The following is a 13,019-nucleotide window of genomic DNA, read 5'->3' on the forward strand; positions in this document are numbered from 1 at the left end:
AGGGCATTAATTTGACTGCAAAAATGTTGTCTGATGAAGTATATAAACAATTTTCTGACTTTTTAGAAGTACAGTGTGGGATTGTTTTAGGGGCAAATAAACAATATTTGGTGAAGAGTAGGCTATCGCCGTTATTAAGCCAATATAAGGTCGATTCATTACCTGAGTTAATTCAGCGTTCAATGAGTTTTCGTGAACGAGACTTGCGAGCCTCTGTTATTGATGCCATGACAACAAATGAAACGCTGTGGTTTCGTGATACTTACCCATTCCAATTGTTAGTTGATAAGCTTTACCCAGACTTAAGTGCGAATAAAAGACCACTTAAAATATGGTCTGCCGCATCATCTTCAGGCCAAGAGCCGTATTCCATTGCGATGTCGACACTTGAATACCAAATGAAAAAGCCTGGCGCAATGCCGCAAGGCGTACAGATATTGGGCACGGATATATCGAGTGCGATGCTCGAGCATTGTAAAAAAGGTGAGTACGACTCTTTAGCCTTAGCTAGAGGTTTATCGCCGGAACGCAAACGACAGTTTTTTGAGGCGGTTAATGACGGCTCCGGTCGCATGAGGGTGTCAGAAAGAGTCAAAAAATTGGCTTCTTTTCGTTCGTTTAACTTACTTGATAGTTACACTCTGCTTGGTAAATTTGACATTATTTTTTGTCGTAACGTGCTGATTTATTTTTCACCTGAAGTTAAATCGAAAATTCTTAATCAATTTGCTGGAGCCCTTAATCCTGGCGGCTATTTAATGCTGGGGGCGTCTGAATCATTAACCGGTTTAACCGACAGGTTTGAAATGCAACGTTGTAATCCCGGTATTGTATATAAGCTGAAGGCTCCCGAGCCTAGGCGCTAACTCGACCAATAAAAAGCGGCAAGTTGCCGCTTTTTTTATGGCAAACTTTTTCCCTCTGCTAGACCTTGTTGTCCTTCCATACCGCTAATGACTGCTGTTTATCAGTTAAAAGTTAATAAAAACCTATATTAAAACTTGGCACATGAATTGCTTTGTATATCCCTAGTTAGGCAGGAGGATATATGGCCATTAATTTTGAAAAAGCATTAGGCATACATCAGTATACGTTAGGCATTAGATCTAAGCGCTCTGAAATGCTGGCAAGTAACATTGCCAATGCAGATACACCTAATTATAAGGCAAGAGATATTAGCTTCTCTGATGCCCTTGCTGCCGCGAAATCAGGGAGTCAGTTTTCACTTGAGAAAACGAATACTAGGCACTTCACTATGCAATCAGATTTACAGCCGGGTATTAAATTCAGACAGCCGAATCAGCCTGACACAGGCGACGGTAACACCGTAGATGTTCAGGTTGAGCGAAATCAATTTATGCAAAACTCAATGGAGTATCAAGCGAGTCTGAGTTTTCTAAACAGTAAGATCGCCTCTCTCAGAAAAGCCATTAAAGGACAATAATTATGAGCTTATTTAGAGTGTTAGATGTTTCTGCTTCGGGGATGAGCGCTCAATCTGTACGGTTGAACACCACCGCGAGTAACTTGGCGAACGCCAATAGTGTCAGTAGCAGTGTCGATAAAATCTACCGTGCTCGTAGTCCTGTTTTTGCTGCTGAATTAAGCAAGGCTCAAGGTCAGCAAAGTGCGAATGTGAAAGTAAAGGTGCTTGGTATTGTTGAAAGTGATGCGCCATTAACACGTGAATACCTACCTAATCATCCAATGGCTGACGACAACGGCTTTATCTACCGATCCAATGTGAATGTGGTGGAGGAGATGGCCAATATGATGAGTGCTTCTCGCTCATATCAGACTAATGTACAGATAGCGGATGCGGCAAAACAAATGCTATCAAAAACACTTCAACTTGGTAAAAGCCAGTAAAGGAGGCATTAAATGAGTAGCGTAAATAATGTCTCGACCAGCAACTTATATTGGGAAGAGAAAAGCATTACCGATAAGGCCGCTGAAGCGAATAAAAAAGAGCTTGATCAAGAAGACTTTTTTTCGCTCTTATCACAGCAACTTGCTTATCAAGACCCTTTTAAGCCGGTTGATAATGCGCAAATGGTGGCACAAATGGCGTCGTTTACCACAGCAGAAGGTATTGCTGATATGGGGAAGCAGTTTGAGAGCATGAACTCAATTATGAGTTCAACCCAAGCGCTACAGGCTTCCGGTTTAGTTGGACGAAATGTACTCGTTCCCACTGATGAAGGACACCTCGCCAAAAATAAAGCATTAGAAGGTGTCGCCATTTCTGGTCAGCCAATGAATAACTTGACCGTGCGCATTGAAGATGAAAAAGGTAACTTAGTTAGAGTTATTAAAATGGATGATCAACCTGCTGGCAATGTGCGCTATAGCTGGGACGGCAAGAATGAAGCCGGCGAATTAATGCCGCCTGGCAACTATAAAGTGAAAGCAAATGCCCGAGTAAATGGTGAGAGTACGGATTTACCTACTGCTAATTATGCACACGTTGAAAGTGTCAGCTTGGCTGGTGGAACTAACGGTGTGGTATTAAATTTGCAAGGGATAGGAAGTGTGATGTTGTCTGATGTTCTTGAGGTATCTCAGACGGCGGGTAACTTACCAGTGACGCCTCCCACTGTACCCTCAGAGCCTGATGATAATGCTGGGGAGAGTGTAGAGCAGGTAGCAGCAAGACTTAAAGAGCAATTGGGTGCTTAATAATGATAACTCAATTGCCATCAAAGAATGATAAAGGAGAGTAGTTATGTCTTTTAATATTGCACTTAGCGGCATTAATGCAGCGCAAAAAGACCTTGATGTTACCGCTAATAACATAGCTAACGTCAACACATTTGGTTTCAAAGAATCACGAGCAGAGTTTGCCGATGTTTACGCTACATCGATTTTTTCGAATGGTAAAACGGCTACGGGTAATGGGGTTAAAACAGCTCAAGTTGCTCAGCAGTTCCATCAAGGTAGTTTACTCACAACCCAAAACTCTCTCGATATGGCAATTGGTGGGGAAGGCTTCTTTGTAACAGCAGAAGATCCGACAACATTAACCCGCAATTTCACTCGTGCTGGCGCATTTAATTTAAACTCAGAAAACTATGTTGTTAACGCTAGTGGTCAGTTTTTACAAGCTTACCCTGTTGATTCAAACGGTAACCCATCTTCTGTGAGTATGGCGGCAACGCGGCCATTGCAAATCAGTACAAGTGTTGGTTCGCCCACCCAAACCGATCAGGTTGATATGACGTTTAATTTACCATCGGGTGGTACAGAGCATGATATTGGCGACTTTGACCCAGGTAATCCTGATACCTACACGTCATCAACTTCTGTTACAACTTATGATTCTTTAGGCGAACCTCATGTCGCCCAAACTTATTTCATCAAACGTACGCCAGATCCTGTCGGCCCGCCAGTAATCGCTGAAAACTCTTGGGATGTGGTCACTTATGTTGATAAAAAGCCCGTTGATATTGCTGGCGGTACGGCTAATGTTGCTAATGCGAGTAACCCGAATACAACTATACCAACATCGGCCCGTATGGTATTTGGAACCGATGGTGAATTAGATCCAGGAACACCAGTGTCCCCATTACCCATTACTACGGTTGCTTTGGGGTCAACTAATGGCGCAGATCCTACTCAGACCGTGACATTTAATTTTAATAATCCAACACAATTTGGTGCTGCTTTTGAAGTGTCTGCGTTGTCACAAAATGGCTCAACAGTCGGTAAATTGACAGGGATAGACATCGCAACTGATGGCTTAGTGAAGGCGACGTTTAGTAATGGCTCTACCGTATATATGGGTAAAGTTGCGATTGCAAAATTTAATAACACTCAAGGGTTAGCGCAGATTGGCGACACGTCATGGCAAGCGACGCAAAACTCAGGTGAGCCTATTGCCGGTGAGGGTAACTCGGGTACCTTTGGTAAAATCAATTCATCGAACTTAGAGCAATCTAACGTTAATTTATCGACTGAGTTAGTGGATTTGATCAGCGCACAGCGAAACTTCCAAGCTAACTCACGGGCGCTGGAAGTGAACAGTACCTTGCAGCAAACTATTCTACAGATCAGGTAACCAGGAAACCTCTCCTTGATTAGGCCACGAAAGTGGCCTTTTTTTTATCCCATTTTGCTTATTTATTATTTTTGGCATTGTGTTTGCATTAACCTAGTTAAGGCATCAGTGCCAGAGAATTGACTAAGGTAAGCAGATGGACAATTTACTGTATATCGCCATGTCAGGCGCCAAAGAAAACATGAACGGGATTGCCGTACGCGGCAACAACCTTGCAAATGTGAATACCACTGCGTTTAAATCAGACTTGGAGCAAGCTCGCTCGATGCAAGCCTTTGGTCCTGGTTTACCAACGCGAGTATTTTCTTTAACAGAAGTGACCTCACAAAACTTTGAGCCTGGCCCACTGCAAACAACAGGTAATAACTTGGACTTAGCAATCGATGGCCAAGGTTGGATTGCAGTGCAAAACCCTGCGGGTGAAGAAATGTACACCCGGAATGGTAAATTAACCATTGATGTCACAGGTGAGCTAAAAGACATGAAGGGAAATTCGGTGCTAGGCATTAATGGTACGCCAATCATCTTTCCGCTGCCGTTAGAAAAAATTGAAATTAGTCGTGATGGTATGGTGGAAATTCGCCCTGAAGGCGCACCGCCAAATGCGATGGAAGAATTGGGTATGATTAAAACGGTCAACCCAGATGTTAAAGATCTAATGCGTGGTGAAGATGGTTTTTTTCGCCGCGCAGATGGCCAACCTGAGCCTGCGGCATTGGGCGTCGAAGTGCTACAAGGTGCGCTAGAGGGCTCCAATGTTAACGCCGCCAGCGAAATGACCAGCTTAATGAACTTACAGCGTCAATTTGAGATGCAAATCAAAATGATGAAAACAGCAGAAGATATTGACCGCGCGTCAGACAGCTTACTGCGCATTATCTAATAATTTTTACTAGGAGGCTTTATGCATCCCGCTCTATGGATAAGTAAAACAGGGTTAGATTCGCAGCAAGTTAATGTTGCGACCATTTCTAATAACTTGGCAAATGCCAGTACCGTGGGCTTCAAAAAGAGCCGCGCCATATTTGAAGATTTGTTATATCAAACCATCAATCAACCAGGTGGTCGTTCGTCGCAAGACACTAAATTACCCTCTGGCTTAATGGTCGGCTCTGGTTCAAAAGTAGTGGCAACCCAAAAAAACTTTGAGCAAGGCAATATTTTAACCACTGACAATTCTCTCGATATGATGATCGATGGCCGTGGTTTTTTTGAAATATTAATGCCCGATGGCACCACTTCTTACACCCGCAATGGTCAATTCATGCTCAATGATGAAGGGACAATTGTGACACCAGGAGCGGGCTATCCGTTGCAGCCTGAGATTCAAGTGCCGCAAGATGCGCAATCCATTACCGTGTCACAAGATGGTGAAGTGTCGGTTCAAGTACCCGGTCAAGCAGAGGCACAAGTCATTGGTCAGTTAAATCTGTCGGACTTTGTTAACCCCTCTGGTCTTGAACCCATAGGTCAAAACTTGTACTTAGAAACGGGTTCAAGTGGTGCGCCACTACAAGGTATTCCGGGTAATGATGGCATTGGCTCTTTAGTGCAAGGCGCACTGGAAACATCAAACGTTAATGTTACTGAAGAGCTGGTTAATTTAATAGAAAGTCAGCGAGTTTATGAAATGAACTCAAAAGTGATTAAATCCGTTGACGAAATGCTGTCATTTGTTAGCCAGCAGTTGTAAGGAGAGCGTCATGAATTCTTCAAAATTAAAACAACTTACTATATCCATGCTTGTCTTATCGCTGGGCGCATGTACTTCACTGCCTGATGATCCGGTTAAAAATGATCCTGAGTTTGCGCCAGTGATACCAGAAGATCCTGAGACACAAGTGGTGCAAACGGGCTCTTTGTTTCAAGAAAAATACGCTAATAACCTTTATTCTGATATTAAGGCTCATCGTGTCGGCGATATCATTACTGTTTATTTGCAAGAATCAACATCAGCGAAAAAGAAAGCTAAATCTGACCTAGATAAGAGTAATAATTTTAGTCTTGACCAGATAACCATCCCAGGTGGTGTAGCTAAAATTGGCGGTAATCCGATTGAACTTGGACTGGGGCAAACCAGCGCCTTTAGCGGGCAAGGACAAGCTGACCAAAGTAACAGCTTGAACGGTAATATCTCGGTTAATGTGGTGAAAGTGCTTAGCAACGGCAACCTTGTGGTACGAGGTGAGAAGTGGATCATGCTCAATAACGGTGATGAATTTGTGCGCCTAACGGGGATTGTACGAGCGGAAGATGTCTCCAGTGATAATACGGTTTCATCAATGCGTATAGCTAATGCACGCATTCAATATGGCGGTACCGGTGATTTTGCCAACACTCAGCGTCAGGGGTGGTTAACCAAATTCTTCAACGGCCCATACTGGCCACTATAGATTAAGTGAAGGAATAGATTATGAAACGCTTACTCGCAATATTTACCTTCAGTGCACTATTGTTTAGCTTCAATAGCCAAGCGGTGAGGATAAAAGATGTTTCCTCTGTTGAAGGGGTTCGCTCTAACCAATTGGTAGGTTACGGTTTAGTGGTTGGCTTACCTGGCACAGGTGAAAAAAGCAGTGCGTTTTCAGAGCAGTCTTTTGCCACTATGCTACGTAACTTTGGCATTAATGTACCTCAGGGCGTAAAACTTAAAATAAAAAATGTTGCCCCTGTGGCGATCACTGCTGAACTACCCGCTTTCACTAAACCTGGTCAAAAAATTGACGTAACTGTGTCTGCTATAGGTGAAGCAAAAAGCTTACGTGGCGGTGAATTGTTACAAACTTTTCTAAAAGGGGTGGATGGTAACGTTTATGCCCTTGCACAAGGTAGTTTAGTGGTAGGTGGTTTAGGCGCCGAAGGGGCTGATGGCTCAAAAGTCGTTATCAATACGCCAACCGTTGGTCGTATTTCTAATGGTGCGATTGTTGAACGTGAGATCGCTTCTCCCTTTGGCAATGGTGATTATCTCACTTTCAACTTAAATAGACCTGATTTTAGCACCGCTAAACGTATGGCGGATACCATCAATCAGCTAGTTGGCCCAAATACTGCAAAGCCAATGGATGCGACGTCGGTCCGTGTTTATGCGCCAAGAGATATCTCGCAACGTGTGTCTTATCTTGCAACGTTAGAGAATTTAGACTTTGAGCCTGCGTCAGAAAGTGCCAAAGTAATAGTGAACTCACGCACTGGTACCATTGTTATTGGTAAAGATGTTCGTTTATTGCCAACAGCCATTACTCACGGTGGTATCACGGTGACTATCGCAGAAGCGCAGACTGCGTCACAGCCTAATGCATTAGCGGGTGGTGAAACAGTTGTGACAGATAACAGTACAATTAATGTCACTCAAGAAGACAGTCGTATGTTTAAGTTTGATACTGGCGTGAGTTTAGACCAGTTGGTTCGTGCGGTGAACCAAGTCGGTTTAGCACCGGGTGACTTAATGGCAATTTTAGAAGCCTTAAAGCAAGCCGGCGCGCTGCAAGGTGAGTTAATTATTATCTAGGCGGTAACATGGATAAACTAGGCGCAAGCAATATACAACCCAGCACGTATTACGATGTGCAAAGCTTAAACTCATTGCGTGAAGCCGCGCAAAAAGATGAGAAGGGTGCACTATCAGAAGTGGCCAAGCAATTTGAAGCTATGTTCACTGGGATGTTAATTAAAAGCATGCGCCAAGCAAACGAAGCGTTTGAAACCGACAGTCCATTTAATAATCGTCACACTAAGTTTTATCAGCAAATGCAAGATCAGCAGCTATCCCTGGAATTAAGCCAGTCGGGTACCATGGGCTTAGCTGAGGTGTTAACACGACAGCTTGATCCCAGTTATGGCCACACCAAGCGCGAAGAGGGTGAGCCACTCAATATGCCAGGGCGCCAAACTTTTGCCACCGTGATGAAAGATAGCACCCCTGACGCTTTCAGTGTGCCAGCGCGACGCAGTGTTTCTAATCATGGCCCATTGCCGTTATCACCGTCTTCCATTTTACCTTCTTCTCATGATGTAAAAGCGCTCGCAGCTTCAAGTCGCGCACTAGAGCAGGCGTTATCAGAGGCGGATTTACTAAAAATTGAAGCGAGTAAGGCGGCTAAATTTGATGGCCCAGAATCTTTTGTGCAGTCGTTATTACCTTTTGCCAAAAAAGCGGCGCAGGCACTTGGCGTGAGCCCAACTATTTTGGTGGCACAGGCGGCTCTTGAAACGGGGTGGGGTAAAAAGGTTATTCAAACCATGAATAATGATTCTAGCTTTAACTTGTTTAACATTAAGGCGGACCGTCGCTGGGAAGGCAAACACACGAATAAAGACACGTTAGAATACTACGATGGGGTAGCAGTGAAAGAGCGCGCTAAGTTTCGCGTTTATCAAGATTTTGAACAAAGCTTTAGCGATTATGTGCAGTTTTTACAGCAAAACCCACGCTACCAACATGCTCTTAAAACCACTGATGATCCCGAGCGTTTTATGCGTCAGCTACAAAAAGCCGGCTATGCCACCGATCCTCGCTACGCCGATAAAGTGATGAGTGTGCTAAAACGCGTCGAATCACACATTTAATACAGCGCATTATGCGGTAAAAGGTTGCCGCCGTTTCCTAGTCTACTATATTACTCGCTATATATAATTGGCATAATTAATGCATTGCTAGAACAAGTGATTGTTTTCCGTCGGTGTCCGTTTCGGGCATGGAAGAAACTGAGGTTGTTATGGCAGATCTATTACAAATTGGCACATCAGGCATTAATGCGTTTCAGCGCATGTTGGCGACCACAGGTAATAATATTTCAAATATTAATACTGAGGGTTATACCCGCCAGCGCAATATAGCCGTTTCCGATCAGTTTAATGCCGGGGTGTCAGGTATTGTTGATCGTCGTGTGTTAGACCAATTTGCTCAAAGTGAAATGCGCCGCGACACCAGTATAAATGCCTATGCTCAAGCGTTAAGTTTTGAGCTACAGCGTACCGACGCTATGATGAGCGATAAGGCGAATAACTTAGGCACCGCCTTTGATTCGACCTACCAATCTGTTCATACCGCCAATGACGATCCCACTTCCCTTGATACACGACAGCTGATGTTAGGCGAGCTTAAATCGTTGATCAGCACTTATAACATGCTAGCTAAGAATTACAGCGAGCAAGAGAAAACGGTTAATAAAGAAATTGGTACAGAAGTTTCTGAAATTAACGCCTTAATTAAAAACGTCGGTGAACTCAATAAAGAAGTAATGCAAGCCAATAACTTGCCCGGTGGTGCATCGGGCGCGTTACTCGATCATCGTGATGAGGCCATACGCTTGCTTGCTGAAAAGGTCGATATCAATGTTATTGACGGTAAAAGTGGTGCTGTGCAGGTAATGCTGCGTAACGGTGATCCGTTAGTGACGGGAATTGAATATTCACAATTTCAGGTTGTTAACGGTAACCCCGATGGCCGAAAAAGTGATTTAGAGTATTCTATTGCGGGCGTTAGTGCTGGCATTAACGGCACCAAAGCAGGTGGTAAATTGGCCGCTTTGTTTGATTTTCGCGATCAAGAAATAGGCAAAGTTAGGAATAGTATGGGGCAGTTGGCCATTGCTATCACGGATGCATTTAATACTCAAAACCGCTTAGGGATGGATTTAGATGGCAATATTGGTGGCGATATTTTTCAGCTACCTACCACAACTTCGCATAATTACGCCAGTAATTCTGATACCTCAAAAGGGATTACTAGTAGTTTTTTACCCGGCTTAGGCAGTGCCGTTACGGCTGCTGACTACGAAGTGCGGATGACTGGTGCCAATAGTTTTGAAGTTTATGCGCTAGAGAATGGACAACGCAGCCTTATCCCCGCTGGGGATATAGTAGGGGCATTGCCAGGCAGTATTGAAATTCCAAGCCACGGTCTTAAATTCGATTTTGATCCGCCGCCATATGTGGCAGGAGACAAATTTTTAGTTCAGCCTACCCGTGATGCCGCCGACTTAATTGATATCAGCATGGTGCGCCCTGAAGAGCTAGCGTTGGCGTCACCTATTCGAGTGGATGCGAGTGCTAGCAATACCAGTAAAGCTCATATTGAATTAGAAGGGGTAACGGCAACCGATACCTATGCTTTTAACGCAACGACGGGGCTAACTGCTGCTGCGCCACAGCAGGTATTGATAAATACCTCTGGCGGTAACATCGTTTATGAAATCTATGACGGCAATAGCCCCGCAAATTTACTGGGTAGTGTGACGAGTCCTCCTGGCACTGGAGAGAACCTGTTAGCGAACGCTGTGCCAGCTATTACGGATCCCGGCTATGAGATTAGCCTAACGGGGAACCCGCTTCATGGCGAGACATTCTCAATTGGATTTAACGACAACGGCTTTGCTGATAATAGTAACGGCCTAAAAATGGCAGATTTACAAAACCAAAGCCTAATGCGTAAAAATGTCGTCGCATCAGGCGACAATTTAATGACGCTACATGAAGGGTTTTCCCGTATGCAATCAAGTATTGGTGAGCGTACCGGTAATGCCATTGTTGCCGCTCAAGCCTCGGTGGCCAAACTTGATCAAAGCACTAATTGGCATGAAAGCGTGTCGGGTGTAAATCTCGATGAAGAGGCTTCTAATTTATTGAAATTCCAGCAGTCTTATAGCGCTGCAGCGCAAATTGTCAGTGCTGCTAGGGCCACCTTTGATACCTTATTGAATGCGGCGAGGTAATATTCATGCGTATCTCAACCAACCAGATTTTTCATGCTAGCACTGCCAATATGGCCAGTAGCACCAGCAATATTGTCAAGACCCAACATCAACTTACTAGTGGTGAGCGCTACCAATTGGCGTCTGAAGACCCGACTGGTTTTGCCAAAACCAACCGTTTATCGGAAGTGATTGAAGCGAATAAGCAATACATTAAAAACTCGACACTGGTTACGGGGGGCCTAAGTGTCGAAGAGTCGACACTAGATAAAATTCAAATTGCGATTGATAGGGCGCGTACACTAACTATCACAGTGAATAACGGTACTTTATCGAGCCAAGAGCGCGCTTCGATTGCAACGGAGGTTGAGGGGTTACAAAGCGAAATTTATGATTTGATGAATGCGCGCAACGCCAGTGGTGATTTTATTTTCTCCGGCAGCCAGTCGAATATGCAGGCTTTTGCTAAAAATCCTGCAACAGGGCGCTATGTATTTCAAGGAGATGGCGTCACTAATCAAATCCAAATTTCACCGAGTGTATTCGTACAACAAGGTGACTCTGGCCTAGATATTTTTGAAAAAGTGCCTGCACGCTATACCGCAACTGGTGTTCCTTCAGCGGGAACCATTAAGGTGGAAATTACTGCGCAAGAGCAATTTGATAATTATCACAAAGCAAGCTATGACTTTGCTAATCCGGCGAATAGTCAGCTGAATGTCGTCACGACCCCAGGTGCTCCAGATACCTTCGTTATTCTTGACGCTAGTAATAACCCATTGACTCCACCCATAAGCGGCAACTTTGTGCCAGGACAAGCCATTGAGTTTGCCGGTATGGCAATAACTTTAGACGGCGTTGCAGGCACGACTGCGCAGGTCGACCTCGATCCTCCTAGTAATGAAAACGTCTTGAATCATTTAGAAGATTTTAAAAATGCATTGAAAGATCCAACTGTTGATCAAGCTGATTTGCAGCCTATTTTAAAAGACGTAACGGTTGGTTTAAAGAATTCAGCTGATTCAATTTTAGGTGTTATAGGGGAGATAGGTTCTCGCATCAACACCATGAAACGTGTCGAAGCATCTAACAGCTCATTTGATATTTTAAACCAAGAAGCAAGGGCGCGCTTATCAGAAACTGATTACGCAGAAGCCTCAGCTAAACTCGCGCAACAAGAGATGGCAATGCAAGTTGCGTATTCCACTTTTAATAAAGTCACTAGTTTGTCGTTATTCGATTACGTTTGATTGTTAAAAGTGGCATACATGTTGCATTTTTATCAGTGTTGGAAATCATGGAGATAAAAAAATGGCACTATATGTAAATACCAACGTTGCGTCTCTAAACTCGCAACGAAACTTAACTAAAGCGAGTAATGAATTAGGTACTTCTTTTACTCGTTTATCTTCTGGCCTTAGGATTAACAGCGCAAAAGATGACGCAGCTGGCTTACAAATAGGCACACGTCTTCAAACGCAGGTTAACGGTTTAAATCAAGGCGCTCGAAATGCAAATGATGGTATTTCCCTCGCCCAGACTGCTGAAGGTGCATTGGATGAAACGACTAATATGCTACAGCGTATGCGTGTATTAGCTTTGCAGTCAGCCAATGGCTCTAATACAACCTCAGACCGTGCGGCTTTGAATAAAGAGTATACTGAGCTGCAAAATGAAATAAACCGTGTCGCGTCAACAACCACTTTTGGTGGTGTGACCTTACTTGATGGTACGTATACTGCCGCTTTCCAGGTTGGTCCAGATGCAAATCAAACCATTACCGTGCGTGTTAGTGTCTCGATGGATGCGACTACTTTGGGGGTTACGGCCGGTATTTCGACTGCAGCTAATGCACAAACGGCAATTGCCGATTTAAGTTCAGCGTTAGCGAATGTGAACGACCAGCGAGCTGATTTGGGTGCTAAGCAAAACCGTTTTTCATCTACTATCCGCAACTTAACAAATATCGCAGAAAATGTATCGGCGTCAAAGTCACGTATTATGGATGCCGATTTTGCTGAGGAATCAGCAGCGATGGCTCGAAATACGGTGATGCAGCAAGCTGCAAGCACTATGTTGTCACAAGCTAATCAACAACCACAAATTGCATTATCACTTCTAAATGGGTGAGGAGTGATCCTCAGCCCCATTTTTTGGGGCTTTTCCCTTTTTATCCCTTCTATATTATCTTCTATTATTTTCATTAATCACCTGCTCTCACCTTTTGATTTATTTGTAAGTTACTGTTTATTAAGTCAAAGTTCAGC

At 43.9% G+C, this 13,019-nt stretch carries 13 protein-coding genes; all 13 read left to right on the top strand.

The window, feature by feature from the left end:
• The first annotated feature begins 23 nt into the window (after positions 1-23).
• A complete protein-coding gene (locus Q4519_RS04520; protein WP_232800581.1) occupies positions 24-866 on the top strand; it encodes a protein-glutamate O-methyltransferase CheR in 843 nt (280 codons plus the stop codon).
• A 182-nt stretch (positions 867-1,048) separates the two neighbouring features.
• On the top strand, positions 1,049-1,444 hold the full coding sequence (flgB, locus tag Q4519_RS04525) for a flagellar basal body rod protein FlgB (protein ID WP_232800347.1): 396 nt from the start codon (positions 1,049-1,051) through the stop codon (positions 1,442-1,444).
• A gap of 2 nt (positions 1,445-1,446) precedes the next feature.
• Positions 1,447-1,869: a flagellar basal body rod protein FlgC gene (gene flgC, locus Q4519_RS04530; protein WP_303509996.1), complete on the top strand. Its 423-nt coding sequence runs from the start codon at positions 1,447-1,449 to the stop codon at positions 1,867-1,869.
• A 12-nt stretch (positions 1,870-1,881) separates the two neighbouring features.
• The gene (locus Q4519_RS04535) at positions 1,882-2,679 is read left to right on the top strand and encodes a flagellar hook assembly protein FlgD (RefSeq protein ID WP_303509999.1); all 798 of its coding nucleotides are present in this window, start codon (positions 1,882-1,884) and stop codon (positions 2,677-2,679) included.
• Positions 2,680-2,725: 46 nt separating this feature from the next.
• Positions 2,726-4,057: a flagellar hook protein FlgE gene (gene flgE, locus Q4519_RS04540; RefSeq protein ID WP_232800350.1), complete on the top strand. Its 1,332-nt coding sequence runs from the start codon at positions 2,726-2,728 to the stop codon at positions 4,055-4,057.
• Positions 4,058-4,193: 136 nt separating this feature from the next.
• A complete protein-coding gene (gene flgF / locus Q4519_RS04545) occupies positions 4,194-4,940 on the top strand; it encodes a flagellar basal-body rod protein FlgF (RefSeq protein ID WP_303510005.1) in 747 nt (248 codons plus the stop codon).
• A gap of 21 nt (positions 4,941-4,961) precedes the next feature.
• The gene (flgG, locus tag Q4519_RS04550; RefSeq protein WP_303510008.1) at positions 4,962-5,750 is read left to right on the top strand and encodes a flagellar basal-body rod protein FlgG; all 789 of its coding nucleotides are present in this window, start codon (positions 4,962-4,964) and stop codon (positions 5,748-5,750) included.
• Between the two features lie 10 nt (positions 5,751-5,760).
• Complete coding sequence (gene flgH, locus Q4519_RS04555; protein ID WP_303510011.1) at positions 5,761-6,450, top strand: flagellar basal body L-ring protein FlgH; 690 nt, start codon at positions 5,761-5,763, stop codon at positions 6,448-6,450.
• Positions 6,451-6,470: 20 nt separating this feature from the next.
• Entirely contained in the window at positions 6,471-7,568 is a 1,098-nt protein-coding gene (locus tag Q4519_RS04560) for a flagellar basal body P-ring protein FlgI (protein ID WP_232800353.1), read from the top strand.
• Positions 7,569-7,576: 8 nt separating this feature from the next.
• Complete coding sequence (flgJ, locus tag Q4519_RS04565; RefSeq protein ID WP_232800354.1) at positions 7,577-8,626, top strand: flagellar assembly peptidoglycan hydrolase FlgJ; 1,050 nt, start codon at positions 7,577-7,579, stop codon at positions 8,624-8,626.
• A gap of 149 nt (positions 8,627-8,775) precedes the next feature.
• Complete coding sequence (flgK, locus tag Q4519_RS04570; protein WP_232800355.1) at positions 8,776-10,773, top strand: flagellar hook-associated protein FlgK; 1,998 nt, start codon at positions 8,776-8,778, stop codon at positions 10,771-10,773.
• Between the two features lie 5 nt (positions 10,774-10,778).
• Positions 10,779-12,002 (top strand): flagellar hook-associated protein FlgL, encoded by a 1,224-nt coding sequence (gene flgL / locus Q4519_RS04575; RefSeq protein WP_303510018.1) that lies wholly within the window; start codon positions 10,779-10,781, stop codon positions 12,000-12,002.
• Between the two features lie 61 nt (positions 12,003-12,063).
• Positions 12,064-12,882 (top strand): flagellin, encoded by an 819-nt coding sequence (locus Q4519_RS04580; RefSeq protein WP_232800357.1) that lies wholly within the window; start codon positions 12,064-12,066, stop codon positions 12,880-12,882.
• Positions 12,883-13,019 lie beyond the last annotated feature (137 nt).

The organism is Motilimonas sp. 1_MG-2023 (assembly GCF_030547455.1).
Classification (GTDB): domain Bacteria; phylum Pseudomonadota; class Gammaproteobacteria; order Enterobacterales; family CBDFNC01; genus Motilimonas.

Bases quoted from the DNA above. Each gene is read 5' to 3' on its own strand.
- flgE (WP_232800350.1), top strand. From the start codon at position 2,726: ATGTCTTTTAATATTGCACTTAGCGGCATTAATGCAGCGCAAAAAGAC.
- flgC (WP_303509996.1), top strand. From the start codon at position 1,447: ATGAGCTTATTTAGAGTGTTAGATGTTTCTGCTTCGGGGATGAGCGCT.
- flgB (WP_232800347.1), top strand. From the start codon at position 1,049: ATGGCCATTAATTTTGAAAAAGCATTAGGCATACATCAGTATACGTTA.
- Q4519_RS04520 (WP_232800581.1), top strand. From the start codon at position 24: ATGTTGTCTGATGAAGTATATAAACAATTTTCTGACTTTTTAGAAGTA.
- flgJ (WP_232800354.1), top strand. From the start codon at position 7,577: ATGGATAAACTAGGCGCAAGCAATATACAACCCAGCACGTATTACGAT.
- flgF (WP_303510005.1), top strand. From the start codon at position 4,194: ATGGACAATTTACTGTATATCGCCATGTCAGGCGCCAAAGAAAACATG.
- flgL (WP_303510018.1), top strand. From the start codon at position 10,779: ATGCGTATCTCAACCAACCAGATTTTTCATGCTAGCACTGCCAATATG.
- Q4519_RS04535 (WP_303509999.1), top strand. From the start codon at position 1,882: ATGAGTAGCGTAAATAATGTCTCGACCAGCAACTTATATTGGGAAGAG.
- flgH (WP_303510011.1), top strand. From the start codon at position 5,761: ATGAATTCTTCAAAATTAAAACAACTTACTATATCCATGCTTGTCTTA.
- Q4519_RS04580 (WP_232800357.1), top strand. From the start codon at position 12,064: ATGGCACTATATGTAAATACCAACGTTGCGTCTCTAAACTCGCAACGA.
- flgK (WP_232800355.1), top strand. From the start codon at position 8,776: ATGGCAGATCTATTACAAATTGGCACATCAGGCATTAATGCGTTTCAG.
- flgG (WP_303510008.1), top strand. From the start codon at position 4,962: ATGCATCCCGCTCTATGGATAAGTAAAACAGGGTTAGATTCGCAGCAA.
- Q4519_RS04560 (WP_232800353.1), top strand. From the start codon at position 6,471: ATGAAACGCTTACTCGCAATATTTACCTTCAGTGCACTATTGTTTAGC.